This is a genomic window from Streptomyces parvus, assembly GCF_014648875.1.
In the GTDB taxonomy this organism is placed as follows: domain Bacteria; phylum Actinomycetota; class Actinomycetes; order Streptomycetales; family Streptomycetaceae; genus Streptomyces; species Streptomyces parvus.
In genome coordinates this window covers 45,775-71,498 of sequence record NZ_BMRY01000007.1, presented here as the reverse complement: position 1 = coordinate 71,498, position 25,724 = coordinate 45,775, and the positions used below count along the sequence as shown (strand labels likewise).

Below are 25,724 nucleotides of genomic sequence, written 5' to 3'. Positions count from 1 at the left end.
AAGTCGTCCCCTCACCCGCCTCTTACATCGGGAGAGCCTCGTCGAACTGGGGTGATTACCTGGTCAGAGCCCTGGGCGGTGTTGGCCATGTCACGCTGCCGGTGGGGAAGTTCAGCGTGAACGGGCGACTGAGGCGGGTAGCGTTTTCGCGTCGGAGCATTCATTCGTCCGGGAGTGGTTCAGTGGCGATACCGCGCATGATTGCAGCCGTCGCGCTGCTTGCGGCGGCCCTGCTGGTCCACGTCGCCCTGCCGCACCACACTCCGGCCCTTACCGCCGCGGGAGCTGTCCCTGCCGTGGAGTCCGACCCCCGCCAGACACACGGTCTGACGCCGTCGGTGCCCCTCGCGCAGACCGGTTCCGAGCACCAGGGGGAGAGTGCCGACCTTCCGGCGCTTCTGCCGCGCGCAGCGCAGACGGTCGCCGATCCCGCCGAGTTCAGGGACATCGAGAACCTCCCTGCCTCCGGGCCCGCCGTGCCGGGACAGGTCCAGTGGGCCACCGCCAGAGATGCCTGCAATCCCAGCGTTGGCATCACGCCTTCGCCGAGCAGCCTGCAGACCTTCCGCTGCTGAGGGGCTGCGCACCCGCGCGCCCTGTCCTCCGCCCGTCCCAACGCACTCGCCGCTGTGCTGCGCCGTGCGCCGGACTGGTGCGGCCGAACGGGGACGCGGTCGCGCCCACCGCCTCATCGCCCCTGCCCTTTCCTGCCGAGCACGAGGTCGACCATGAAGTCGCTCATCGAGCATGCCCGAACATTCCCGTCGCGGATCCATGACCAGAAAGAGGAGTTCGCACTCCTGGCGCAGGGCCAACGGCCCCAGGCGCTGTTCATTTCCTGCTCCGACTCCCGCGTGGTGCCCGCGCTGTTCACCGGCGCCCGCCCCGGGGACCTGTTCGAGCTCCGTACCGCCGGGAACATCGTTCCCCGCCACCGTCCACAGGCCGCCTGCGGCGTCGCCGGATCTCTCGAATTCGCCCTCCAGGTACTCCAGGTACCTGACATCGTCGTGTGCGGGCACTCGCACTGCGGAGCCGTCCAGGCGCTCATGCGGGCCCCGTCGCCGCGGAACCTTCCGCTGCTGCGGCGCTGGCTCAACGGTGCCGGATACCAGCGCGGTTCACAGACTCCGTGGCAGTTGCAGGGCCTGGGCGAAGACCCGGGCCAGGTCACGCAGCGCCACGTTCTCACTCAGCTGGAGCACCTCAAGAGCTACCCGTCCGTGGCCCGCCGGGTCACCTCCGGGCGGCTGCGGCTCCACGCCTGGTTCTACACCGTAGAGACCGGTGAGGTCTTGGCGCGGGTGCCGGGAACCTCGGTCTTCAAGCCGCTGTGATCCCCACACGTCACGGCCGGCGCACCGCAGGCAGCGGCCCGCACCCGACGTTGCCTCCCCCCACACGAAAGAACGCCATGACCTCACCATCCTTGCTGATCCGGCGCGTGCTGCGCACGGACCTCACGTCCTCCCTCGTGGTCTTCCTCGTCGCCCTGCCCCTGTGCGTGGGCGTCGCCGTCGCTTCCGGCGTGCCGGCCGAACTCGGTCTCATCACCGGCATCGTCGGCGGAATCGTCACCGGGCTGCTGCCTGGCAGCAGTCTCCAGGTCAGCGGCCCGGCCGCCGGCCTGACCGTCCTGGTGTTCACCGCCGTAGCGGACTACGGGCTGCCCGCGCTCGGCGTAATCGTCCTGACCACCGGCCTGCTCCAGCTCGGGCTCGGCGCTCTGCGGCTCGGACGCCTGTTCCGCGCGATCTCCTTGTCCGTGGTCCACGGCATGCTCGCCGGCATCGGCCTGGTCCTGATCGCCGGACAGCTCTACACCCTGGCCGATCGGAAAGCCCCCGGCAGCGGCATGGCCAACGTGGCGGGGCTTCCCCGGCTCGCGGCCGACGCTCTCGCCTCCGGGCCGTCTCTCACCGCGGCCGGTATCGGCGTGGGCACGGTCCTTGTCATGGTTGCGTGGAAGAGGCTCCCCGCCCATGCGCAGCTGCTGCCCGGCCCGCTGGTCGCCGTGGCCGCCGCAACGCTCACCACCGTGATGCTGGGCCTGCCCGTCGACCGGGTCGAGGTCAGTGGCCTGCTCCAGGCTGTGCAGCCTCCGCAATTCTCCGATGCCGGGCAGCTGGCCACCGTCGGCTTCGCGATCACCATCGTCGCGTTCACGCTGATCGCTTCCGCTGAGTCCCTGTTCAGCGCGGCAGCGGTGGACCGGCTGCACGACGGGCCCAAGACCGACTACGACAAGGAGCTGATGGCCCAGGGGGCCGGCAACACCGTGTGCGGGCTGCTCGGCGCTCTGCCGATGACTGCGGTGATCGTGCGCAGCGCGGCCAACGTCCAGGCCGGGGCGCGCACCAAAGCGTCCCGGGTCCTGCACGGGGTGTGGCTGCTGCTGTTCGCCGCGCTTCTCCCCGGGGCTCTCGGCCTGATTCCGACCGCCGCGCTCGCGGGTGTTCTCATCCACGCGGGCTGCAAGCTCCTGCCGGTCAAGGAGCTGGTGCCCATGTGGCGCGATCACCGCGGCGAAGCCGTGGTGCTGGTCGTCACCGCCGCAGCGATCCTGGTGACCAACATGTTCGAGGGCGTGGTGATCGGCCTTCTGCTGGCGGTGGCCAAGACGGCGTGGGACACCTCACACGTCCACATCGAGATCCACGACCAGAACGAAAGTCCCATCCGCGTCCAACTCACCGGCAACGCCACCTTCCTGCGACTGCCCCGCATTCTCGATGCCCTGGAGCAGTTGCCGGCCCACCGTCCCGTCCGGCTCGACCTCGGCGGGCTGCGACATCTCGACCACGCCTGCATGAGCGCCCTGCAGAACTGGTCCGATCAGCACAACGACCTCCGCACCGTAGGACTCGATCGTCTGAGCTCGCGCGCGTAGGGCCGGGCCCTGTGGGGGCGGCCGTCGCAGCCGCCCCCACAGGGCTGTCCGTTCATACTGTCCGGAGTCACCGGGCAGGAGCCGGAGTCAGTTCTGCGGAGTCCCCGACCGGCGCTTCAGCGCCCACCACGCGACACCCGCCGCTGCCAGCAGAGCGATGACGACTCCGCCGACGAGCAGTCCCGTATTTCCCCCGCTCTCTTCGTCCTTGTCGGCGGCCTCGGGCGCCGGAGCGGCCGGGGCCGCCGAAGTGGTGGCCGGAGCGGGGGCAGGGGTGTCGCTGGCGCTCGGGCTGGGAGCGAGGGGGCTAGCGCCGGGGGCCGCTGCCTTCAACTCCATTACAGGCGCGGGCTGTTGCGGCTTTTCGTCTCCCTTGGGGATCTCGATCCATCGGGAGATCTTGCCGTCGCTGTACGTCTCGATCGTCTTGAAGGCCAACTCGTCGGCGTCGGGAAGTTGGGGCACCTTCACGGTGAAGACAGCGTTCATACCGACGGCGACCGCTGGTCCGCCGACCGTGAAGCCGTCGGCCCCGGCCTTGAGCTTCCACCCCTTGGGCTGTCCTTGCAGGGTGACGCCGGCGGGGTCGATGCCTTCGGGAAGGACGACGCGCATCTCAGTGATGCCGGCGCTGTCCGACTCGGCCTCAGCCTCGAAGGTGAGGCTCACGTTCTGGGCGAGTGCCTGCGGAGTGTCGGACTTGACCTCTACGTGCGCGAGAGCGGGCGCCGCCGAGACGAACAGGGCCGTCAGCGCGAGAGCGCCCGCGGCACTGATCCGGCGAGCGGTGCAGGGGGACGTGAACATGCTGGGCTCCTCCGTGGGAGAGAAGGACGAAGAGGGATGACGTGGTGACGGTGATCGGTGCGATGGAGGTACCTGGGCCCGCTCGGAGTTCCGCTCCAGGGGCCTTGTGCGTGCCAGGAGATGCGTTACAGCAGCTGTGCGTCTGTCACTTCTCATCCCCCTTCTCCTCGGTCCGGGCAGCTCCCCGGATTGCCGCTGCGAGCCGCTCGGGGGACCGGGTGGAGATGTAGAGGTAGGGAGTGGGATCGTCCGGGTCGAGGACATCGACCCGGACTGCGCCGCTGATGTAGCTGCGCATGACGAGGAAGGCCCGGGTGTCGGCCTTGTAGGTACGCCAGGCGCGGGCCTCCTCCCCCACCAGGGCCTCGGGTTCGCCCAGGGCGTTCAGTGGAAGACGGGCGTCACCCACGACGAGGAGCGTCGGGGTGACCCGGATACGCATCGATCCCTGGGACGAGGCGAAGCTCGTGGCGAGGCCGCCGCCGGCCGCGAAGGCGATGAGTGCGGCGATCAGCCCGTACGGGAAGAAGACCATGGCCATGGCCAGGCCGAAGGCGAAGACGATGACCCACCAGGTGCGGGGGACCGTGAGGCGTTCGTCGTAAGCGAGTGCGTTGTCCGTAGCCACGGGGGTCACCTTGTCGTATACGGCGGGGGTACGGGGGGCGTTCACAGCGGCAGGAACGTGCTGGCGCGCGGGTCGTAGCGGGCGGTGGTGCCCGCGTCGATGTCGTAGAACCAGGCGTGCAGACGCAAGGTCCGGTCGCTCAGCCGGGCTTGGACACACGGGTACGCGCTGAGTGCGTCGAACTGCATGAGGGTGTGCCAGTGTCCTGCGGCCAGGTGGAAGGGTGCTGCTTCGGAGTCGGGGTGAAGAGCGTCGATGACCCCGCAGCGGGAGTGGCCGCACACGATGATGTCGGTGACGCACAGGACGTCGACCGCGTGCTCGATGGTCTGGGCCTCGCTGGTCGGCTCGTGTTCCGTGTAGGGGGAGATTCTCCCGCCGTAGGTGCGCAGTTCGTACAGGTCGCCGGGGCGGCTTCCGGTGATCAGGGCGGGCACCACATGGGCATCCGAGCAGGCGATGAACATGGCCTGGGGTGTGGCGCTGGTGGTGTGCGGGCCGAGGTTCACGCCGTGTGCGGCGGCGCGGGCGGGGAAGGTACGGGCTTCGTCTATGAGAGGTTGCATGCTGGCCTCCGGGTCAGTCTGCGAGGCGGTCGTCGATGAGCTTCTTGAACTCGTCGTACGAGGCCGGGTTCTGGATCTTGGTGCCGTCGATGACGAAGGTCGGGGTTCCCTGCACGCCGAGGCCGAGGCCGTCGCGCTGGTCGATCTTGACGCGTTCGGCGGTGGCGGGATCGGCGAGATCCGTGTCGAACTTGCCCATGTCGAGGCCGAGCTGCTTCGCGTAGCCGCGGAAGACGCTCTCCTTGCTCTCCTGCGCCTCGCCCCATTCCTTCTGCGTGGTGAAGAGCTTGCTGTACATCTGCTCGAACTTGCCCTGCCGGGCCGCGGCTTCGGCGACGCGGGCGGCGAGCTCGCCGTTGCGGTGGCCTGGCATGGGGAAGTACCGGGCGACGAAGGTGACCCGGTCGCCGTACTCCTCGCGGAGCTTCTCGACGGCCGGGTAGTACGCGCCGCAGGCTTCGCACTCGAAGTCCAGGAACTCGACGACGGTCAGCTCGCTGCGTTCGGGCTCGCTGAGGCGGTGGCTGGTGTCCCGTACGGGCAGGGCCTGCGCGGCGGGCTGCACGTTCGTGGCGCTGTCGGACGGGGTGTCGGGACGCAGCAGGAGGTAGGAGCCCAGGGCTGCCGCGAAACAGGCGACCAGGACGGCGGCGATGATCAGATTCTTGGTCAGTTTCGTCATGATTGCCTCTTGGTGGTTTCGCGGGGGACGGGGCGCCGGTCGCGGGCGTGGAGACCGGCGAGGTAGGCGTTGTAGGCAGCCAGGGGATCTCCAGCGTCGCCGCGGTCAATCTGCCGGTCGACGCGCCGGGCTTCTCGGCGGTCGGAGCGGACCCACTGGATCGCCAGGATGATCGTGGTGATGAGGACGGGGATGTCGCCGGTGGCCCAGGCGATGGCTCCGGCGTCGTACTGGTCCTCCAGCGCGTCGGCGACCCAGGGGCGGTCGAGCCGGGACCACCAGCCCGCGCCGATGAGGGTCGTGGAGCTCATCAGGGAGATGCTGAACCAGGAGTGGAACGGCATGGTGAGGATGAGCGTGAACAGACGGCCCAGATGCGGCGGGCGGCGTGGTCCGGGATCGATGCCGATGATCACCCAGAAGAACAGCAGGCCCACCACGAGGAAGTGCACCAGCATGACCATGTGCCCGAGGTGGGTGCTCATGAGGGTCTCGAACAACGAGGTGTAGTACACGGCGAAGGCGCTGCCGATGAACAGCACGCTCGCCACCACCGGGTTCGAGATGACGCGTACGTAACGGCTGTGGAGCAAGGCGATCAGCATCTCGCGCGGCCCGGCCGGGGAGCCCTTGGGCGCGGCGGGCAGCGCACGGAGCGCGAGGGTGGCGGGGGCGCCCAGCACGAGGAGGATCGGCACGCTCATCGCGAGGATCATGTGCTGGCCCATGTGGACGCTGAACAGCACCTTGCCGTACACCGCCAGCCCGCTCATCGTCGCGAGCACGGTCACGGCCAGGCCCGCGAACCAGGCGACGGTCCGCCCGACCGGCCAGCGGTCCCCCCGCGCGTGCAGCTTGCGGACACCCGCCACGTACAGCAGCGCGGCGGTCGCCGTACCGAAGGCGAACAGCGGGTCGAAGTCCCACTGGGTGAACAGTGGCGTCCAGGGGAAGTCCCCCAGCGCCGGAGGCATGGCGAAGCCCAGCAGCTCCTCCGCCGGGGAGAGCGCCGCGTCCTGCGTACCGGGAGCGGGGGTACGGGACAGCCCGACCGCGAGCCCCATCGCCGCGGCCATGATCAGCAGTTCACCAGTGGCGAGGCGGACGAAACCCCGCCGCCGCCCCGCCGCCAGCAGCGGCATGGTCCGCTTGCGGTGCCACCATCCGGCCGCTCCCAGGAGCAGGAGGGCCGCGGTCTTGGCCAGGAGGAGCAGCCCGTACCGGCTGGTGAACACGTCGCCGGGTGAGGGCAGTCGTACGGCGGCGTTGACGATGCCGCTGGCCCCGACCGCGAGCAGCGACCATGCTGCCAGCGGGCTGAAGCGCCGCACTGCGGCCTGCGTCTGTTCCTCTCTCCGGAAGGCCGCCACCAGGACGAAGAGCAGACCGCCGACCCAGACGGCGACGCCGGCCAGATGCAGGGCCAGGCTGAGCACGGCTGCGTCGTGGTTACTCGCGGCCGAGGAGTGTCCGGTGAACGCGGGCGGGAGGAGCCCGGCGACCGCGAGCAGGAGCGCGACCCGTGCCCAGCGGGCGGTGCCCAGCCCCAGGCACACGGTGGCGATCATTCCGGCAGCCGCCGAGGACAGCGCGAAGGAGCGGCCCTGCGGGTCGGTGAGGACGTAGTCCGCCACCACATCGGGGGCGAGGACTGCTCCCAGCGGCTGTGCGAAGAGGTCGGAGAGGGTGAAGACCACGGTGGCCGCCGACGCCGCCGTCCACACTGCGGCCGATGCGGCAGCCCAGTTCAGGAAGCGCAGCTGGTCCTCCCCCAGCCGTCGGCCGCCCGGCAGGAGAACCACCACCATGAGCAGGGCTCCGATGGTGGCCACGGCGGCGGCGTCCGCGAGCGTACGCACCACCGGCAGACCCCAGGTGGTCACCGCTCCGGGGCCTTCGATCCCCGGCACGGACGACTCGGTTCCGCCGCCCGCCCATACGGTGGCCACCGTGGTGATCACCGCACCGGCCGCAGCGACGGTGAGCAGGAGTGGCAGCCGCGGGAGGAACCTCGGCTTGGTCACCGCGCCGTCAGTCGTCACGGCTGACCCGCTTGCGCCGGAACAGGATGTAGCCGGTTGCCCCGGCCGCCAGCAGCACTCCGGCCGTGGTGACGGCAGCGGTGCTGAGACCTGGCGAGCCGTCGCTGGCTGCGGCCGCCGGGGCCCCCGCGGCCGGAGCCGGCGGCTTCGATGGGTCGGTCGGCGCTTCGGACGCCGAGGCCGTCGGGCTCGGGGACGCCTTCTGCGTCTGAACGGTGAAGGTGTAGGAGCCGGAGACGGGGTGACCGTCGGCGGACACGACCCGGTAGCCGACGCTGTACTCGCCTGCGGATGCCCGCGGGTCGAGAGCGATCGTGACGCGCTTGCCGTCGACCTGAGGCGTTCCCTGGCTGACGACCTGCTTGTCCGGGCTGGTCACGGCGACCTTGGCGTACTTCTGGTCCATCGGGTCGCTGAAGGTCAGCGTGACGCTCTCCGGCACTTCGGCGAGCGACGCCTCGGCCACGGGGGTGCTGCTGTCGAGATCGGTGTGTGCCGCGGCCAGGGGAGCGCCCATGAGGAGGGTGCCCAGGGCGGCGGGTACGACGAGGGTGCGTGCCGCAAAGCGGGCACGCCCATGGGTGTAGTGCATGGGTGGAGGGGACTTTCTGTGCAGCCTGCGGGCTCAGCCGCGGGAATACGCGCGGACCGGCACGCCGGTCGTCCCCTGCATGGGTACGTCTGTCAGCACACGACAGGGCGACCGACCGGCATCAGCCGGGAACGGACGAGAAGACCACCTGCACGCGGAGGTGCCCGGCCGGAGCGCAGCCGTACCAGGACGGCCGGTTTAACTGGTGTCTCGGTCGCCCGAAGCTCGTCCTGCGGGCCGTTGCCGCGAACGACGAGGAGGGGCCAGACGAAGGCCAGCAGGCGCAGCACCACGTCCAGCAGCGGCCTGCTCCGCCACAACATCTGCTCAGTCACGCCCAGCACCCGGGCGGCCACCAGCAAAGTGATCACGTGGCCGGAGATCATGGAACCCGCAGGCAGTTGCAGGGTTGCGCCGTGCTCCACCCACGACGGGAGGTTCGAGGTGCCGTCCACGCCGGCCGCCGCCCGGCACATCCCGGGCAACGCGTACGTCGCGTGGTGGGCGACCTGCGCCGCGACCAACACCACGAGCAGTTGCCCGTCGGTGAGCCTGCGCCGGGTCAGGAATACTGCCCCCGGCACGGCCACGAGCCCCACCATCGCCACGACGACCCACTGCGGCGCGTGCCCCAGGGTCAGTACATGTCCGGCCATGGGCAGCAGGACACACAACATCGCGAGAACCGCAGCTCGCGCACCGCGCAGCACGCCGGAAGCCGGCGAGGCGGTACGGGGGAACAGCAGCGGTCGCATGAGCGGAGTTCCGAACGTCAGGAAGGTGAGAGACAACTCTGGCGAGAAGAAGGCTACCCGTAGCGAGGTGCCTGCCCCCTTTCGGGTGTTCTCGTGTCGATCCTGGTCGGCGTCGGCCAGCGGCGCGTGGAGGGCGGTGGATCTCCGGTTCGGCGTACACCGCTTCGAAACCCGCCGACGGGCGGCACGAGCCCTTGCTCCATCAGGTCGGCAGCCAACGGCCCCATGCGCCCTTGACAGCACAGAACGTCCGGCTGGGAGGCAGGAGGTGAGTCAGCGCGCCACCGGCCCGGAAGACGTTCACCGTGAGGACACCGATACCAGCATGACGAGTCTCCGCCCTCACATTGCCTGATCCCATGCGCTTCTTCCACCCGATGCATCCGAGGTAAGGGAGAAATAAAACATGCAGGTCAGAGGCTTTTTATCGGAGATGACAACGGACACCGATGCAGGCTTTGCACGCCAGGTCACACCCGTGTTCTCCTGCGGATATCGGCACGGACTCAAGGGGGACTGTCATGGGTCACAACCACAGCCACAGCGTGGGACCGAACGCGGGAGGCCGGCACCGTTGGCGGCTCGCCGTGTCGTTCGCGCTCGTCGGCTCCTTCTTCTTCGTCGAGCTGGCCTACGGGCTGATCTCCGGATCCCTGGCGTTGCTCTCCGACGCCGGTCACATGGCCGCGGATGTCGTGGCGCTGGGCGCGGCCCTCGTGGCCACCAGGATCGCCACCCGCCCGGACACCACCGGTCGCCGCACCTACGGCTCCTACCGGGCGGAGGTCTTCGCTTCCCTGCTGTCGGTGCTGCTGATGATGGGCGTCGCGGTCTACGTCGTCTTCGAGGCGGTACGCAGGATCGGGGCAACGGCCGAGGTGTCCTCCGGGCCGATGCTCGTGGTCGGGGCAATCGGCCTGGCCGTCAACGTGGTGGCGCTGCTCCTGCTCCGCGCCGGAGCGGCGGAGAGCCTGAACGTGAAGGGCGCCTACCTCGAAGTGGTCGCCGACACCGCCGGCTCCGTCGGTGTGATCGCGGCCGGATGGCTGGTGGCCGCGACCGGGCAAGCGGTCTGGGACACCGTGATCGCACTTGCCATCGGGCTGTTCGTCGCGGTCCGCGCCATCGCGCTGGGCCGGGAGGTCTTCGCGGTCCTCGGACAGCACGCTCCGTCGGGAATGGACCCCGTGGCCGTGTCCGGGGACCTGGCGGACCTCGACGGCGTGGACCAGGTGCACGACCTGCACCTGTGGACGCTGACGTCGGGCATGAACGTCGCCACCGCCCACCTGGTCACCGCCGACCAGGCCGACGGCCACAGCGTCCTGGACGAAGCACGCGACCTGCTCCGCGACCGGTACGGCGTCGCCCATGCGACCCTGCAAGTGGAACCGGCCAGTCACACCGGTTGTGACCGCGTCGGCTGGTAGTACATCGCCGGCCCTGCTCGCGCCAGGCCCTGTCCGCCCCGGGAGACCCCGGGGCGGACTCGATGTCACCGGGCCGCTGCCGCCCCGCGCTGAGTGAGCATGGTGGCCATCAGATCCATCTCGGCCTGTTGGCCGTTGACCATGCTCTGGGCGAGGCGTTTGACGTCGCTGTCCTTCGCAGCCTTTTCTGCGGCGCGAGCCATGTCGACACCAGCCTTGTGGTGGGCCGTCATCAACTGCAGGTAGAGGATCTCAGCTTCCTCGCCCCGGGCCTTGTTCAGCTGGTCGATCTGGGTATTGGTGGCCATCCCGGGCATGAGGGAACCGTCCTTGGCCTGGAAGGCGGAACTGTGCCCCATCCAGGCCATGGGCGCCTGATTCGTGCTCTTGTCCAGCCCCCACATCTCCAGCCAGCCCAGCATCATCCCTCGCTGGGCGGCCTGGGTGTTGATGATGTCGTACGCAAGGGTGCGTACCTCCTCGTTCCTCGTCCTGTCGCGGACGATGAGGGACATTTCCACGGCCTGCTGATGGTGCACGGCCATGTCCCGGGAGAACCCCGCCTCCACGGACGCACCTCCCGGGGCAGCGACGTCGCCGACCGGGTCGTCGTCCTGTCCCCAGAACGCGAACACGGCACCCGCAGCAAGGACAGCACCCAAGGCGAGGCCCGCCAAGATGCGGTGCAATCGGGTGACCCTCATGCCGCTTTGCCTCCGCTGCACGTGGCACCGGGCTCAGGCGTCTGCTTCCCCTGTACGTACTTGTCCAAGAACCGCTGGAGTCGCGGGTCGGAGCTGGAGTCCACATTCAGCTGCTTACCCCACGCCGACACGCTGATGGGCGAAGACTGCTTGGCGTAAGGACTCATCAGTGTGTACGGGGTGCTCTTCACCTTCTCATTCAGGGCTTTGACGTCCTTAGACGTGGCCTTGTCGGTGTAGGTGACCCACACGGCCCCGTGTTCCAGCGAGTGCACGGCGCTGGTCTCGCTGACTTCCTCGCCGTAGACGTCACCGTTGCAGTTCATCCACGCCGGGTCGTGGTCGCCGCCCGCAGCCGGTGACATCTTGTAGGAGACCGGAGTGGTGACGTGGTTGCGGCCGAGGTCCTTGAAGGTCTTCTCGCCCTTGACCGGTGCGGCGACGGCCTGCTTCTTGGCCTCGGCCCGATCCCGGGTCTCCTGGACGGCGTACCAGCCGCCGCTGACCACTGCGGTGACGATGACGCCGCTCAGCGTCCAGGTGATGATCCGGTTCCGGCGTTCGCGGGCAGCTTCGGCCCGGCGCATCTCCTCTATCTTCGCCTTACGGGCGGCGCGCTGCGCTTTGGCTCCGGCAGAACCCATGGCATGTCCTATCCCCGCCGCGGCATCCAACGTCGGCGGCGCAATCGAGAGGTTGTAGGTCCCGCGCCCTCGGCAGGGCACGGGCAGGAGCGGAAGCACGGCTCGGAGAACCGCGCTCTACCGGCCTACGTCCGTTGGACCTGCAACTCCTCGATGCTTCGCGCCCGCTTGCACGGATCCGCAACCTGGCACAACACCGGCGCAAGAGGCACCCATGTCGTATCCACGGCCACTCTGCGCTCACGGTCGGCCACCTGCGGGGATGGGACGCTCGCGGCGACGGACTCTCCCCGACGGCACTGAACGTGACCGGTGGCAGGACACAGGTGCCCAGCCACCGACCCACCGCCCCAGCCCTGCTGCGGGACGTGCGCGGCAGCCGAGGCCATGCCGCCGGACGACGGGAACGCTTCACCCGCGGAGTCCGCGCACACCGGGATCAGCGACAGCAGCACGACCATGAGCGCCACGCAGCGCACCACGAACCGGGGGACGTCCCACCCCCGGAGCCTCGCCGAACCGTCGCATCGGTTTGCCATCGCCGCTGATCGTAGCCAAACGCAAGCCGGCAAGGATCAGCAATACATCATTCAGCCTTCTCTGAATTCAGGATTTCTTGTACGCTCGCTGCATGTTGACCATCACCACCGATGTCGACGGACTCGCCCGGTTCGGCCGCGCGCTCGCCGATCCGATCCGCTGCCGCGTGCTGCTCGCCCTGGGCGAAGCCCCGGCCTACCCGGCCGATCTCTCCGACGCTCTCGGCATCTCGCGGACCCGGCTGTCGAACCATCTCGCATGTCTGCGCGACTGCGGGCTGGTCGTAGCGGTGCCCGAAGGCCGCCGCACCCGCTATGAACTCTCCGACCCTCGTCTCGGCCACGCCCTCGACGACCTGCGTACTGCAGTGATCGCTGTCGAGACCGACCTCACCTGCCCGGACGCCGAAACGACTGGCTGCTGCTGACGCAAGCGTCCAGACCTGTGGGAGCGCCAGCTCCTTCACGCCGGAAGAATGCCGCCCTGCGCGCCCGAGGCTTCCGGTGAGTGCACGGAACTTGCTCGGCAGGAAGCTCAGCCCAGCGATGCCGCCCCCCTGACGAGGACGCGACCTCCGGCAAGGAGGGGGTGCCGCACCGCTGCACCGTGGTTGCACCAGCGGCAGCAAGTCCATGACCGCAGCCCGGACTCCACACGTTGTGCTACGACTGAGAAGGGACATGGCCGATGAATGGTTGGGCCTGGACAGCACTGTCGATGTTCGCGGTTTGGCTTCTCACCGCGTTCGGTCTGCGTACGGCATTGCAGGTTCGCCGGACGGGCGACTCGGGGTTCCGAGGGCTGTCGGGGCCACCGGGATCGGCGTCGTGGGGGGCAGGCGTCCTCTTCGTGGTGGCGATCCTCGGCGGTATCGCGGCTCCCGCAGCGGCCTTGGGCGGCCTGCCGGCGCTGCTGGACGGTCCTGTGGGACTGCACATTGCGGGCGCAACCCTGTTCGTCGCCGGTTTCGCAGGAACTCTGGCCGCCCAGGGCGGGATGGGGTCCGCGTGGCGAGTCGGGGTCGACCCCGATGAACGCACCGATCTCGTCACGTCGGGAGTCTTCTCACTCGTACGCAATCCGATCTTCACGGCGACCATCGTCACCAGCATCGGACTGACGCTGGTGGTACCCAACGCCATCGCGGTCAGCTCCCTGCTCGCCTTGATCGTCGCCATTGAACTCCAAGTGCGCGTCTCGGAGGAGCCGTACCTCGAAGCCACACACGGGGCGGCCTATCGCGCTTACAGCAAGAAGGTCGGCCGTTTCGTCCCAGGGATAGGCCGGCTGTCTTCCAAGAACGACTGCGAGGCGGAAGATCCGCCTAGGTGAACACGCAGGTGTCGCCCTGCGGAGATAGGCCCGACCCGGCTGTCGCGGGATGCTGGTCGGCGCGGTGGTCCGCACATCTACTGCCCGCCGAATGCCCTGCGGGTTAAGGCTTGTTCTGTCGTCGCCCGGAACACGCGACCTCCCAATGTCATACCGAAGTGACTCAAGCGACTACCGGTAGCGATCAGTCACCGCTACTCTGCACGGGAACGCTCGGGGGGAATATGCAGTACGAACAGAGAATGTACGCCCGGCTCAAGTTCCTTGAACTGATGGCCGAACTGAACGAGACGACGTTCGAGGCGTTCTTTCACCGTTTGATGTGCGCCCGCTATCCCGAGTTCCTGGATGTCAGGACGCACGGCAATCTCGGAGACCAGGGCTCCGACGGGCTCATGCTGCATGAGTCCAAGCTGTACGCCTCCTATGCACCCCAGACCGTGAGCGCGACCGAGATCCGGCAGAAGATCAGGTCCGACCTCGCCAAGGCCTTGGAGAAGCGGGCCGATCAGTTCAACACGTTCGTGTTCGTTCACAACGACCGCCGCGGCATGCACCCCGAGATCGCGACGGAGCTGTCCGATCAGCAGCGTGCCCACCCGGATCTGCAGTTCCAGCAGATGGGCTCGCGCAAGCTGTGGCACGAGTGCATGCAGCTGGACGTCGCCCTGGCCGAGGATGTGCTCGGCTGCCAGATACCGATCCAGCCGGTCGTACACGGCATCGGCATGGAAGACCTTGCGCCACTTCTCAAGCATCTGCGTGACCAGCGCAGGGCGGCGGATCCGCTGATGCCGCTGGCCGAGGTGGATCCGCGCAAACTCGACTTCAACGGGATCCAGGAAGAGGCCCGCGAGGATCTGCTTCGCGGCATGCGGCAAAGCCATCTGGTCGAGGCTTTCTACGCCGGCACGCTGCGGGCCGTGGAGCACGATGAGGTCGCCCAGGGCTTTCGCGTGTACTACGAGCAGGTCCGCCGCGACTTCCCTGATCCCGAAGACGTGCTGTGGCAGCTGGAGATGTACGTCCTGGGCAACGGCAGCGTTCCTCCGCGCACGCAGCGCGCGGCCTGGGTGGTTCTCGCGCACTTCTTCGAGCGGTGCGACATCTTCGACGCGCCCCCTCCCGGATGGTCTGGGCCGCTGGGGATCCCGGCATGATCACCCCAACAAAGGGCATCGCTCCCGACCGGGCCCTCCTGGCCGTGGGAGCGCAGATCCTCCTGCAACTCGACGAGCCCCGATCGGTCAGTCAGGCCTGGGCCCGGTTGAGGAAGTGGCGGACGGATCACGGCCATCACGCACCGGTATCGTTCGCCTGGTTCGTACTGGCCCTAGACGTCCTGTACAGCCTGGGCGCAGTCGAGCTGCGCAGGGACGTCCTAGTCGCAAGGAGTGTCGATGCTGCGGCGCTTGGACGCTGACGACCCACGTTTCAAGGGCGCGGTGTTCACCCCCGGGCTCAACCTCGTGGTTGCCGATCGCCTGCGCGGTTCCGCCACCACCGACAGCCGCAACAGCGCCGGGAAATCGAGCCTGATCGAACTCATCCACTTCCTACTCGGCAGCCGCGTCACAAAGACGTCCCTCGTAGCGCGAAAGCCGCTGCGCGAGATCACGTTCAGTCTGGAGATGTCCTGGCCGAATGTGGACTCCCTCAGGGTGTGGCGCACCGGCGGCCGTCCCAACGTCGTACGCATCTCGCCCGACATCGCCGACGCCGACAGCCGTGAGCCCATGGTCCTCGACCTTGGTGACGACCTTGCCGAGATCCCCGTGGAGACGTGGAACCGGCTGATCGAGCGCGACCTGTTCCACCTCGGGGCAGAGCACGACGGCGTCAGTGGACGCACTCTGCTCTCCTTCCTCGCTCGGCGCGCCTCCTCCCACGGTTTCAATGAGGCGACCCGTACCTTCGCGCGCCAGGCGGAGGCCGACGCCACCACCAACCTCGCCTACCTCCTCGGCCTGGACTGGCAGCTCGCCAACGGCTACCGCGAACTCGCCGCGCGCAAGGCAACCCGCACCCAGCTCCGCAAGGCAGTCAACGATCCGGTCTGGGGCCGCATCGTCGGCAGCATCGCCGACCTGCGCGGACAGATCGCTCTCGCGCAGGGCCAGGTGGACAGGCTGCGCACCCAGATCGCTGACTTCCAAGTCGTTCCGGAGTACGAACGCGTCAAAGAACAGGCAGACGCCGTCGCCCGTCGCATCAAGCAACTGTCCCAGGACGATGTGATCGACCGCGACAACCTGGAAGAGCTCCAGCAAGCCATCACCGAAACCAGCGACGTCGACACCACCTACCTGGAGCCGGTGTACGAGGAGCTGGGAGTCGTGCTCAACGAGCAGGTACGCCGACGTTTCGAAGAGGTGAAGGACTTTCACCGCTCTGTCGTCCGCAACCGCCGCCGGTTCCTGGACGCGGAGATCGCAGAAATCACCGAACGCCTTGAGGCCCGACGAACCGAGCGCAGCCACCTCGGCGAGGAGCAAGCGCGCCTCCTCCGTGTCCTGAACGACGGCGGCGCGCTGGAAGCACTCACCGCTCTCCAGCAGGCCATGGCCCGCGAGCAAGCCACCCTTGAAGCACTACGTCATCGCTACGACGCCGCGCAGACCCTTGAGGCCAGCGGCCGGCAGATCACCACGCAACGCCTCCAACTCCAGCAGGCAGTCTCCACCGACCTCGACGAACGCTTCGAGCACACAAGCGAAGCAACCCTGCTGTTTTCCCAGTACGCCCAACGCCTCTACGGCCAGGGACGCGAGGCCTACCTCGCCATCGAAGCCGGCCCGAACAGCCTGCAGATCAGACCCCACATCCACAGTGATGACAGCCGCGGCATCAGCAGCATGGTCATCTTCTGCTTCGACCTCACCGTGGCCGTCCTCGCGCACCGGCATCACCGCGGGCCTGACTTCCTGATTCACGACAGCCACCTCTTCGACGGCGTCGACGACCGTCAGCTGGCAGCCGCCCTCCAGCTCGCAGCCGACGTCACCGAGGAGGAGAACATGCAGTACATCGCCACGTTCAACAGCGACGACCTCGACAAGGCCGCCCGTCAGGGCTTCAATGCTGCCCCCTACGTGCGCGAGCCACACCTGACCGACCGACTCGACGATGGCGGCCTCTTCGGGTTCCGCTTCTGACCCGAAGAGCACCGATCCTCCGGCAGTAGTCGGCCCTCTAGGGTTCCGTGAGGAGTTCCAGCACCCTCCATGGTTCGTCGGCGGGCACGGTTCCGTCCTGCACCATCCGGTCGACCGCCGCCCGGACCACGGCCGCGGTCTCCACCGGCAGATCTCGCACCCCGAACACCGACTCCAGCGGCGCCGTCCCCGCCCTCGTCGGCTCCCCGGTCTCCGCGTCGAACCAGCCCTCGGCCAGCTCCGACAGGTGTCGCTCGAGTACCGCGAGGATCACTCCGAGCGCCGTCGCGCTGTTCCCGATCTTGTACGCGGCCCGCGACGTCTCTCTCGTACGCTTCACGGTTACCCGAACCGAGTCCCCGGACTCGGCGGGATGGGCGCTGCCCACGGGCCTGCCCCCAGCGGCTACTCGGACCGCACGCCGGACTCCGAACAGGCGACAGAAGGTGGCGTGAGGGCACTGCTGTCCACTGATCTGCCCCCGCGTCCACTGTGTGTCCACTGGATCTTGGTCTGAACGAATGAACGGGGGCCGCCACTCTGGAGTGGCGGCCCCCGTTTCACGTTTCCGCAGGTAGAAACGGTTCTCTACGAGATCCGAAGAGTGGGGCGGGTGGGAGTCGAACCCACGGCCGACGGATTATGAGTCCGCTGCTCGACGGTGCACTTCCTCAACGCTTTTCGGCCGCCGACGACGCCCGGAGGCCCACTACTGGACCGAACGAGGTCTGTGGCTATGCCCCGTCGAAGTCTGGGGACCAGCGGCACGTGGAGGGAGCGGTCAGGCATGTACCACCAACAGACGATGAACGCTGTTCCCTCACATCCGGAAATCAGGCTGCTTCCCAGAGGCCGGCGTCGAGGATCCGGGCGGCCTTGGTAATGCTGCCCGGCATCAGGTGCCGGTAGGTGCGATATGTCTCTTCAATGGACTTGTGGCCCATCCATTCCGCGACGTCGGTGATAGGAATTCCGTTTCCAAGGGCGTTCGAAGCGAAGTAGTGCCGGAAGCCATACATCCCAACGTCTTCCTCTGGCGGTAGGTTCGCGAAAAGCCTCTTCACGCGGCGCCGCTCCATGCCTTCGGTGAAGTATCCGCCCGGACCGCGCAGCAGGTAGCCGTCCTCCGTGGTGCCGTGCTTCTCTTCATAGCGCTCGATCGCCTCCCGCACCGATCGCGGCAGCGGCACTTCACGGAACTCGCCCACTTTGCGATGCTTCAGCTTCGCCGGCTTCAACGTGTTGGAGTGGATCTGCTCCCGCACCCGGTATACATCCTGCGCCACAACATTGTTGACGTTCACTGCCCGCGCCTCCCCGTTTCGCAAACCACACCCAGCCATCACGACGATCTCGAGCGCGAGCTCCTCGTCGGCGACGACCAGCGCCTGCTTCACGTAGGCGAGGGACGGGATAGCGACCTGCTCGCGCACGTACTCCGGTTCCTGGACTCCCTTCACCGGGTCGTCCGCCATGGCCCCCTTGGCATACGCGTCCCGCAGGATGGTCTTGAGGACACGGAAGATGTTCACCTGATTTCCGCGGCCGACCCCGTCGTCCTCCATCTCGTCCAGGAATCGCTCGACCACGATCGGTGTGACCGAGTTCAGCTTCCGCGACCCCAGACGCGGGACAATGTGCACGTTGATCGAGCTGTCGACGTGCTCCCCCGTGGAATACTCCGTCATTTTTCGCTGCCGAGGCCGCCACTTCTTCGCGTACTCCCCGACCGTCTGCTGCCCCAGTTCACGACGGGCCGCCGCCACCGACGGCGCCGTCGTCTTCTTCTCGGCGTAAAGCTGGCTAAGACGCTCGATCGCATCGTCCTGCGTGCCGTAACCGGACTCCTCACGCTGCTTGCCGAGCGCGTCCCGAAAGCGAATCGAGTACAAGTGGGGGCAGCGGGTGGGCTTCGCGCAGCCACACTCCTTGAAGAAGGACCCCATACCGCGGGCGAGCTGTCGGGCCATGTGACACACCATCCGTTCCGGCCCAAGAATCATGCTCAGGCGCCGCACTGCAGGTCGCAGGTCAGCAAGCGGGGACACGTCCGGGACGCATGCTGACCATTTGCTGACCTGAGGGGGGCACATGATGCCCCTGACCTGCGGCAACGCCAAATAGCTAGATCTTGGACTTGAACATGGTGCGCATCATCGAGGTACTCCTGGACGTAGGCTCCCTGCCTGCGTTTTTGCAGGTCAAAGGCTGTTCCGACACTCTACTGCGAGTCGCGTGCCCGGGCAGCGTTCCCGAGGCTTTCCGGGACTCACGCTCACCCCTCGCCGACTCTCCGGCGGGTCGTCGGGCCGTACCGAGAGCTCCGCTCGCTCTCCCGGCTGCACCGCGACGGCCCCGCAAGCCTACGCAGCACGCGCTCAGGAGCCGCCGTGATCACCGTCACGCTCTCGGAGCCGCGCGGGAAACCGTCCCGGACGGTGGAGGTCGGGGGACCGCGCGCCGGCTCGCGGAGGGCGGTTGCGAAGAGCGGTCGGGCACACGCATGCGCGCCGTTCCCCCTTGGGCCGTCGAGTGCTGCGGTCGCTGCCCGTCCGGTAGGGTTCGTGGCGCTGACGAGGCGTGCAGAAAGCGCGGCCCGAGCGTGAACGGCCCGGAGATTGTGTCGCGGGAAGAATGGTTAGCGGCCCGGAAGGAACTGCTGGCACGGGAGAAGAAGTTCGACCGGGAACGGGACGCGCTCAGCGAGCGACGCCGCGCCCTGCCGATGGTCGAGATCACCGAGCCGTACACCTTCGAGGGCCCGAACGGCGCGGCCTCGCTCATCGATCTGTTCGACGGCCGCCCCCAACTGATCGTCTACCACTTCATGCTGGCACCCGAGTGGGACGCCGGCTGCACCGGGTGTTCCCTCCTCGCCGACAACATCGGCCACTTGGCGCATCTGCACGCGGCCGGGACATCCTTCGCCGCCGTCTCCCGCGCGCCTCTTGCGACCATCACGAAGTTTCGCGAGCGCATGGAGTGGAATTTCCCCTGGTTCTCCTCTCACGGAACGTCTTTCAACTACGATTTCCACGTCACCATGGATGAATCCGTGACTCCCGTTCTCTTCAACTTCCGTACGAAGGAAGAATTGCGGGACGCCGGAATCGGTTCCTGGGCCCTGACCGGGGAGCAGCACGGCCTGAGCGTCTTTCTCCGCCAGGACGACCGCGTCTTCCACACCTACTCGACGTACTCACGCGGCACCGACCTGCTCAACGGCACCTTCAACTACCTCGACCTGACTCCCCTCGGGCGCCAGGAAGAGGCCGGGATCATGAACTGGGTCCGTCACCACGACGACTACGGCGACCGGACCACCGAGGACGGCTGCCGCCACCACGACTCCTGACGCCACCGGGCGGCCGAGGGACTCACCGTCCTGCGCCCCGCCGGCCATCGGCCCGAGCGCGACCGCGGGAGCTGACCGTTCGCTCGCCGAACGAGGTCGGCCGGTGGGTCAGTTGGATGTCGCCGTTCTGAGCGACCATGACCGCGTCACCGGCGAAGTGAGCTCGGAGATGCTCCAGCTCCGCTCAGCGGCCCGGCCCCACCGGGTGACAGTCCTGCGTACCGTCGGGTCCGGTCACTTCCCACCGCAGATGAACGGCATCGCGCGGGATGAGCGGGTCGATCCACTCGACGACGGTGGCGAAGAGCACGTCCTCGAACCGCGTGGTGGACCAGGCTCCGGGCCGTTCAGGAACGGCCGGTTCCCAGCCGTGCTCGGCCCAGACGACCGTGAAAAGCTGACGATCGTCGCCGACCAGCCGGTCGAGGGCGAAGGAGTCCGCTCCCCTGAACCGCGCCCAGACGGCGAATGTGCCGTCGCCCTCCTGGTCCGGGAACACGTCGATGGTCACACCGTCCGTCCGCACCGTTGCCGCGTCTCGCACCCTCTCCAGCCGGCGCACCACCGACGGCGAGGCCGCATCGAGCACGCGCCGGAGTCCGGAACGGTACGTGGCGGTGTACGCATCCTGGTGTTCGTCGCGTCGCACGGTCACAAGATAGCGGGGCGCACGGAGGCTTTCCGCCCACTCAGGCGACGCCCACCCCGAGGAGCCGACCCGGGCGGCGGCATTTTCCCTCAATCGGCCATTGGTCTATACCTTGACTGGATCATGTCAAGACGCTTGAGTGTGTTCACACCCCCTTCACGGTCGTGACCGGACGCCGCGCACCCCGGTCCGGGCGGCCGTCATGCGTAAAGGAGTGATCGAGTGCTCAGACATCGCATCGCGAGAACGCTCATGACCCTGCTGCTGGTGACCGGGCTCGCGGCGGCGTTCGCCCCCGCCGCCTCGGCGGCCCCCCTCAAAGCCGCCGCCAGTCTGTGTGACACGGCACCCAACTGGCAGGCGGGTTCCTGGTACACGGCGGGGACCGTCGTCCGTTTCAACGGGGCCTACTACATCGCCGAGCACGACAACCCGGCCTACGATCCGACCATCAGCACCTGGTACTGGGACCCCTACACCTGCGGCGGCGGCAACCCACCGACCACCGGCTTCCCGGTCAGCCAGGCACAGTTCGACCAGATGTTCCCGAACAGGAACTCCTTCTACACCTACAGCGGACTCGTCTCCGCGCTGAGCGCGTACCCGGCGTTCGCCAACACGGGCAGCACCGAGGTCAAGCGTCGCGAGGCGGCGGCCTTCCTCGCCAACGTCAGCCACGAGACCGGCGGCCTCGTCCACATCGTGGAGCAGAACACCGCCAACTACCCGCACTACTGCGACTGGAGCCAGCCCTACGGTTGCCCGGCCGGACAGGCCGCGTACTACGGCAAGGGACCCATCCAGCTCTCCTGGAACTTCAACTACAAAGCCGCGGGCGACGCACTCGGCATCGACCTGCTGAACAATCCCTGGCTCGTCCAGAACAACGCCTCCGTCTCCTGGAAGACCGCCCTCTGGTACTGGAACACCCAGAACGGCCCGGGGTGGATGACCGCGCACAACGCGATCGTCAACAACCAGGGCTTCGGTCACACGATCCGCGCCATCAACGGCAGCATCGAGTGCAACGGCGGCAATCCCGCCCAGGTGCAGAGCCGCATCAACAAGTTCCAGCAGTTCACCCAGATCCTGGGCACCACACCCGGTTCCAACCTGAGCTGCTGACGCGCTTCACGGCGATCGCGGGCCGGGGCCGACGCCTCCGGCCCGCCATCCCCCGGCACGGCCGCGTCGCGGCGCCAGCGGGGGCGTCTCCGCGTACGGTCGGGGGCGGCCCGGACCCAGCAGGGCCGGAACCCCGGATCAGGAGCAGCGCCGTGCAGCCGACCTCAGGTGGAGACCCTTTCGACGGAGAGCCGGAACAGCAGGCCCTCTTCGGCTGGGCCGACACCGCCCCCACCGCTCCCCCGGAGGGCGATGGGGCCTTCCGGAAGAGCGCGACGGCCCGGCGCATGCTGGACATCCGGGAGGTGTACGGAGAGCCGGCCGCGCTCGCGTCCCCTCGCGGGCAGCAGATCCTGGCACGGCTGCCAGGAGTGCCCGTCACCGAGGTGGCGGGCCACTGGCGCATTCCCTCCCTCCACGGGAACGCCGGCAGTGTCGCCCGCTGGACCCGGATCAAGCGCGAGACGCTGGTCCTCGGCGTCCGGCAGAGTCTCACCACCCGTCCCAACGGGAGGTCAGCCGACTTCATCGCCCCCGGTGCGTCCAACGGCTGCGCGATGGCCTGCGCGTACTGCTATGTGCCGCGCCGCAAGGGTTACGCCAACCCGATCACCCTGTTCACCAACATCGAGGCGATCATCGCCCACATCCAGCGGCATGTCCGGGCCCAGGGGGCCAAACAGGAGCCCAACCAGTGCGACCGGGACGCCTGGGTGTACGACGTCGGCGAGAACGGCGACTGCTCTGTCGACGCCCTGATCTGCGACAACACCGCGGATCTGATCGCGGCGTTCCGTGCGCTGCCCACCGCGAAAGCATCGTTCGCGACGAAGTTCGTCAATCCCGACCTGCTCGGTCTGGATCCGGGGGGCCGCACACGGGTGCGATTCTCCTTGATGCCGCAGGACGACTCCCGACTGCTGGACATCCGCACCAGCCCCGTGGCCCGGCGCATCGCGGCCGCCGCCGACTTCCTGGACGCGGGCTACGAGGTTCACTTCAACCTCTCCCCCGTGGTGCTGCGGCCGGGCTGGCAGCGGGACTGGGCGGAGCTGCTCACCCATCTCGACGACGTGGTGCCGGCCCGGGTGAAGGAGCAGGCTGCCGCCGAAGTCATTCTGCTGACCCACAACGAGCAACTCCACGAGGTCAATCTGGGCTGGCACCCCCGGGCCGAGGACGTCCTGTGGCAGCCCGACGCGCAGGAGACCAAACGCTCGCAGAACGGTGCGATCAACGTCCGCTACGAGCTCCAGGTCAAGCAGCGGGCCATCGGCAGGCTCCGTGAGCTGATCGCGTCTCACGCTCCTTGGATCCGCATCAGATACGCGTTCTGATCACCGTCACCCTGTCTCCGGGGAGGGGCGGGCAGGACGGCCTTCCGTTCGCGCTCCGCCTCCGACCCGGCCTGTACGCTGCGGTCATGCAGCCGTCCGTCCCCTCCTCCTCCCCGTCGGGGTCCGCCCGGCGCGGGCTCCTGACCGAGCGCATCGCCCGTGAGCTGGAGCACGACATCCGTTCCGGCGAGATCGCCGTCGGGACGAAGCTCCCCTCCGAGCGGGAGCTCGCCTCCCAGTTCGGCGCCAGCAGGAACGTCGTGCGCGAGGTGCTGCGGCGACTGGAGGCCCAGCACCTGATCGAGGTGGCTCCCGGCCGCGGCTCCTTCGTCCGCGAGCAGTCCTCGGGGCAGGCCCGGGGGTACGACGCGCTGTACCGGGCGGGGCGGCCCACCGTCCGGCAGCTGATCGAGGCGCGGATCCCGCTGGAGGTCGAGATGGTCCGGCTGGCGACCGAGCGGGCCACGGACGAGGACATCGCGGCGATGCGCGCCGCCCGGGACGGACTGGAGTCGGCGACCGACGTCGTGGTCAAGGCCCAGGCGGACATGGAGTTCCACGACGCCATCGCGGTGGCCGGCAAGAATCCGGTGCTGAGGATCATGCTGTCGTCGATCGGCGGGATGATGTTCGAGATGATGCTCCGCTCGAACTCCGACCCGTCGATCGGGGAGCCGGGCGTACCGCACCACCCGGAGATCTTCGAGGCGATCGAGGCGCGGGACGTGGACCTCGCGTGCGCGCGCATGCGGGAGCACCTGATGCTCGGCCTGCGGACGTACGGGGCCGATCTCGACGTACAGGTCGACACCATGGCGCGCAACCACATCGAGACGCTGCTGGGGCAGACCGAGAGCCACCGGGCCTCCTCGGGCCGGTAGCCCCCGTCTCATCGGCCGAGGACGGAATCCTCCCGTCCGGTCCATGGGAACTTGACCTCAGGGTCTGGTCGGGGAGGTCTCCCTGCTGTTACGGTCCCGCACAGTCCAACTGGTCCTACCAGTTGGACCAGGTCGGAGCAGCCCGGTTTCCCCATGGGTCGGCATGTGACACGTACGCAGAGAAACGAGGACGAGGATGTCCACGAGCAGCCGGCTCCTGAGCCGGCGCGCCGTTGCGGCTGGGGCGGTCTGATGGCCGCCGCGGCCCTCATCACCGTGCCCGTGGTCCTGGCCGCCCTCCTCGGGCGGAAGTACCTGGTGGCCGGACTGACGTCCGGCGCCTCCAAGGGCTGAAACCTTCACTCCCCCACCTGCGGAAAGAGCACACGCATGAAGATCGTCGACGCCGAGGTCGTCGTCACCAGCCCCGGCCGCAACTTCGTCACCCTGAAGCTGACGACCGACGAAGGGCTCACCGGTCTCGGCGACGCGACCCTCAACGGGCGGGAACTGGCCGTCGTCAGCTACCTCACCGACCATGTCACCCCGCTGCTCATCGGGCTCGACCCGCATCGCGTCGAGGACACCTGGCAGTCGCTGTACCGGGGTGCGTACTGGCGGCGCGGCCCGGTGACCATGGCCGCCATCGCCGCCGTCGACGTGGCGCTGTGGGACATCAAGGCGAAGGCCGCCGGGCTGCCGCTGTACCAACTGCTGGGCGGCGCGAGCCGGGAGCGCATCGGGACGTACGGTCACGCCAACGGGCGGGACATACCCGAGCTGCTCGACTCCGTACGGGCCCGGCTCGCCGAGGGCTATCCGGCCGTCCGCATCCAGTCCGGCGTCCCCGGGCTCAAGGCCGTGTACGGGGTCTCGGACACCGACGACACCGGTGCGCCGGTCCTCCACCAGCAGGCCCGCCCCCTGGTTGAGGACTGGGACACGGCGGCGTACCTGCGCCATGTGCCGACCGTGTTCGAGGCGGTACGCGCGGAGTTCGGGGCCGAGCTGCCGCTGCTGCACGACTCCCACCACCGGCTCACCCCGGTCCAGGCCGCCCGGCTCGGCAAGGACCTTGAGCCCTACCGGCCGTTCTGGCTGGAGGACTGCACCCCGGCCGAGAACCAGGAGGCGCTGCGCCTGGTCCGCCGGTCCACGACGACGCCGCTGGCCGTGGGCGAGGTCTTCAACACGGTGTACGACTACCAGACCCTGGTCACCGAGCAGTTGATCGACTACGTCCGCTCGGCGGTGACCCACTTCGGCGGCGTCACCCCGCTGCGCAAGCTCTTCGACTTCGCGGCGCAGTACCAGATCAAGAGCGCGATCCACGGCCCGGAGGACATCTCTCCGGTCGGGATGGCCGCAGCCGTCCATCTCGACCTGGCCGTGCACAACTTCGGCATCCAGGAGTACTCCGGCCACACCGCGCTGACCGACGATGTGTTCCGGCACGCCTACACCTTCTCCGACGGCCACCTGCACCCGGGCGACGCGCCCGGCATCGGGGTGGAACTGGACGAGGAACTGGCCGCCGCCCACCCGTACGCGGCCGCGTATCTGCCGGTGAACCGGCTCCACGACGGGACCGTGCACGACTGGTGACGCCC

At 68.1% G+C, this 25,724-nt stretch carries 26 protein-coding genes and 1 pseudogene; 15 read left to right on the top strand and 12 right to left on the bottom strand.

Going from position 1 to position 25,724, the window contains the following annotated elements; translation table 11 throughout:
* Positions 1–197 precede the first annotated feature (197 nt).
* The 3 genes from IE140_RS21625 (at position 198) to IE140_RS21615 (ending at position 2,890) form a co-directional block, all read left to right on the top strand.
* Positions 198–575 (top strand): hypothetical protein, encoded by a 378-nt coding sequence (locus tag IE140_RS21625; RefSeq protein ID WP_141760795.1) that lies wholly within the window; start codon positions 198–200, stop codon positions 573–575.
* A 153-nt stretch (positions 576–728) separates the two neighbouring features.
* The gene (locus IE140_RS21620; RefSeq protein ID WP_032786034.1) at positions 729–1,337 is read left to right on the top strand and encodes a carbonic anhydrase; all 609 of its coding nucleotides are present in this window, start codon (positions 729–731) and stop codon (positions 1,335–1,337) included.
* Between the two features lie 77 nt (positions 1,338–1,414).
* The gene (locus IE140_RS21615) at positions 1,415–2,890 is read left to right on the top strand and encodes a SulP family inorganic anion transporter (protein ID WP_032786033.1); all 1,476 of its coding nucleotides are present in this window, start codon (positions 1,415–1,417) and stop codon (positions 2,888–2,890) included.
* Between the two features lie 87 nt (positions 2,891–2,977).
* Here the strand turns inward: IE140_RS21615 and IE140_RS21610 are convergent, their stop codons facing one another.
* The 7 genes from IE140_RS21610 to IE140_RS21580 all read right to left on the bottom strand — a co-directional run bounded on the left by IE140_RS21610 (position 2,978) and on the right by IE140_RS21580 (position 8,962).
* Positions 2,978–3,697, bottom strand: a complete 720-nt coding sequence (locus tag IE140_RS21610; protein ID WP_032786032.1) for a DUF1775 domain-containing protein — start codon at positions 3,695–3,697, stop codon at positions 2,978–2,980.
* Positions 3,698–3,842: 145 nt separating this feature from the next.
* Positions 3,843–4,325, bottom strand: coding sequence for a DUF3093 domain-containing protein (locus IE140_RS21605; protein ID WP_032786548.1), 483 nt, complete (start codon positions 4,323–4,325; stop codon positions 3,843–3,845).
* 41 nt (positions 4,326–4,366) lie between these two features.
* A complete protein-coding gene (locus IE140_RS21600; protein ID WP_032786030.1) occupies positions 4,367–4,891 on the bottom strand; it encodes a carbonic anhydrase in 525 nt (174 codons plus the stop codon).
* A 13-nt stretch (positions 4,892–4,904) separates the two neighbouring features.
* The gene (locus tag IE140_RS21595) at positions 4,905–5,573 is read right to left on the bottom strand and encodes a DsbA family protein (protein WP_070202056.1); all 669 of its coding nucleotides are present in this window, start codon (positions 5,571–5,573) and stop codon (positions 4,905–4,907) included.
* A complete protein-coding gene (locus IE140_RS21590; RefSeq protein WP_032786027.1) occupies positions 5,570–7,615 on the bottom strand; it encodes a bifunctional copper resistance protein CopD/cytochrome c oxidase assembly protein in 2,046 nt (681 codons plus the stop codon). Before IE140_RS21590 ends, IE140_RS21595 begins: the two co-directional genes overlap by 4 nt.
* A complete protein-coding gene (locus IE140_RS21585) occupies positions 7,605–8,207 on the bottom strand; it encodes a copper resistance CopC family protein (protein ID WP_050513192.1) in 603 nt (200 codons plus the stop codon). The genes IE140_RS21590 and IE140_RS21585 overlap by 11 nt, the downstream gene beginning before the upstream one ends.
* Before the next feature lie 92 nt (positions 8,208–8,299).
* Entirely contained in the window at positions 8,300–8,962 is a 663-nt protein-coding gene (locus IE140_RS21580) for a hypothetical protein (protein ID WP_032786025.1), read from the bottom strand.
* A 521-nt stretch (positions 8,963–9,483) separates the two neighbouring features.
* Between IE140_RS21580 and IE140_RS21575 the strand changes: the two genes are divergently transcribed.
* Positions 9,484–10,392, top strand: a complete 909-nt coding sequence (locus IE140_RS21575) for a cation diffusion facilitator family transporter (RefSeq protein ID WP_032786024.1) — start codon at positions 9,484–9,486, stop codon at positions 10,390–10,392.
* Between the two features lie 65 nt (positions 10,393–10,457).
* Here IE140_RS21575 and IE140_RS21570 read toward each other — a convergent pair whose 3' ends face one another.
* Together IE140_RS21570 and IE140_RS21565 are read right to left on the bottom strand one after the other, a co-directional pair.
* Positions 10,458–11,096, bottom strand: coding sequence for a DUF305 domain-containing protein (locus IE140_RS21570; protein WP_032786023.1), 639 nt, complete (start codon positions 11,094–11,096; stop codon positions 10,458–10,460).
* Positions 11,093–11,740 (bottom strand): thioredoxin-like domain-containing protein, encoded by a 648-nt coding sequence (locus tag IE140_RS21565; RefSeq protein WP_032786022.1) that lies wholly within the window; start codon positions 11,738–11,740, stop codon positions 11,093–11,095. Before IE140_RS21565 ends, IE140_RS21570 begins: the two co-directional genes overlap by 4 nt.
* 631 nt (positions 11,741–12,371) lie before the next feature.
* Between IE140_RS21565 and IE140_RS21560 the strand changes: the two genes are divergently transcribed.
* The 5 genes from IE140_RS21560 to IE140_RS21545 all read left to right on the top strand — a co-directional run bounded on the left by IE140_RS21560 (position 12,372) and on the right by IE140_RS21545 (position 16,767).
* On the top strand, positions 12,372–12,707 hold the full coding sequence (locus tag IE140_RS21560; protein WP_032786019.1) for an ArsR/SmtB family transcription factor: 336 nt from the start codon (positions 12,372–12,374) through the stop codon (positions 12,705–12,707).
* A gap of 260 nt (positions 12,708–12,967) precedes the next feature.
* Positions 12,968–13,612, top strand: a complete 645-nt coding sequence (locus tag IE140_RS21555; RefSeq protein ID WP_032786018.1) for a methyltransferase family protein — start codon at positions 12,968–12,970, stop codon at positions 13,610–13,612.
* A 224-nt stretch (positions 13,613–13,836) separates the two neighbouring features.
* Complete coding sequence (locus IE140_RS21550; protein ID WP_050513191.1) at positions 13,837–14,772, top strand: ABC-three component system protein; 936 nt, start codon at positions 13,837–13,839, stop codon at positions 14,770–14,772.
* On the top strand, positions 14,742–15,035 hold the full coding sequence (locus tag IE140_RS36635) for an ABC-three component system middle component 6 (RefSeq protein WP_351451198.1): 294 nt from the start codon (positions 14,742–14,744) through the stop codon (positions 15,033–15,035). Before IE140_RS21550 ends, IE140_RS36635 begins: the two co-directional genes overlap by 31 nt.
* On the top strand, positions 15,025–16,767 hold the full coding sequence (locus IE140_RS21545; protein ID WP_225681980.1) for an ABC-three component system protein: 1,743 nt from the start codon (positions 15,025–15,027) through the stop codon (positions 16,765–16,767). Before IE140_RS36635 ends, IE140_RS21545 begins: the two co-directional genes overlap by 11 nt.
* Before the next feature lie 37 nt (positions 16,768–16,804).
* On the opposite strand, the gene IE140_RS21540 is transcribed toward IE140_RS21545, so the two are convergent.
* Complete coding sequence (locus IE140_RS21540; RefSeq protein WP_032786015.1) at positions 16,805–17,107, bottom strand: hypothetical protein; 303 nt, start codon at positions 17,105–17,107, stop codon at positions 16,805–16,807.
* A 493-nt stretch (positions 17,108–17,600) separates the two neighbouring features.
* Entirely contained in the window at positions 17,601–18,713 is a 1,113-nt protein-coding gene (locus IE140_RS21535) for a tyrosine-type recombinase/integrase (RefSeq protein ID WP_107403323.1), read from the bottom strand.
* Between the two features lie 656 nt (positions 18,714–19,369).
* On the opposite strand from IE140_RS21535, the gene IE140_RS21530 reads away from it, so the two are divergent.
* A complete protein-coding gene (locus tag IE140_RS21530; RefSeq protein ID WP_150193108.1) occupies positions 19,370–20,122 on the top strand; it encodes a DUF899 domain-containing protein in 753 nt (250 codons plus the stop codon).
* A 184-nt stretch (positions 20,123–20,306) separates the two neighbouring features.
* On the opposite strand, the gene IE140_RS21525 is transcribed toward IE140_RS21530, so the two are convergent.
* Entirely contained in the window at positions 20,307–20,771 is a 465-nt protein-coding gene (locus IE140_RS21525; protein WP_229826865.1) for a DUF6389 family protein, read from the bottom strand.
* A gap of 252 nt (positions 20,772–21,023) precedes the next feature.
* Between IE140_RS21525 and IE140_RS21520 the strand changes: the two genes are divergently transcribed.
* The 5 genes and pseudogenes from IE140_RS21520 (at position 21,024) to manD (ending at position 25,719) form a co-directional block, all read left to right on the top strand.
* On the top strand, positions 21,024–21,896 hold the full coding sequence (locus IE140_RS21520) for a glycoside hydrolase family 19 protein (RefSeq protein ID WP_088573627.1): 873 nt from the start codon (positions 21,024–21,026) through the stop codon (positions 21,894–21,896).
* 152 nt (positions 21,897–22,048) lie between these two features.
* Complete coding sequence (locus IE140_RS21515) at positions 22,049–23,233, top strand: spore photoproduct lyase family protein (RefSeq protein WP_150193110.1); 1,185 nt, start codon at positions 22,049–22,051, stop codon at positions 23,231–23,233.
* A gap of 86 nt (positions 23,234–23,319) precedes the next feature.
* Positions 23,320–24,114 carry a FadR/GntR family transcriptional regulator gene (locus tag IE140_RS21510; protein ID WP_150193111.1) on the top strand — a complete coding sequence of 265 codons (795 nt, stop codon included), beginning with the start codon at positions 23,320–23,322 and terminating at the stop codon, positions 24,112–24,114.
* 240 nt (positions 24,115–24,354) lie between these two features.
* Positions 24,355–24,468 (top strand): annotated as a pseudogene (locus IE140_RS21505) (carbohydrate ABC transporter permease); the annotation flags it as partial.
* Between the two features lie 36 nt (positions 24,469–24,504).
* Entirely contained in the window at positions 24,505–25,719 is a 1,215-nt protein-coding gene (manD, locus tag IE140_RS21500) for a D-mannonate dehydratase ManD (protein WP_150193112.1), read from the top strand.
* The last annotated feature ends 5 nt before the right edge of the window (positions 25,720–25,724 follow it).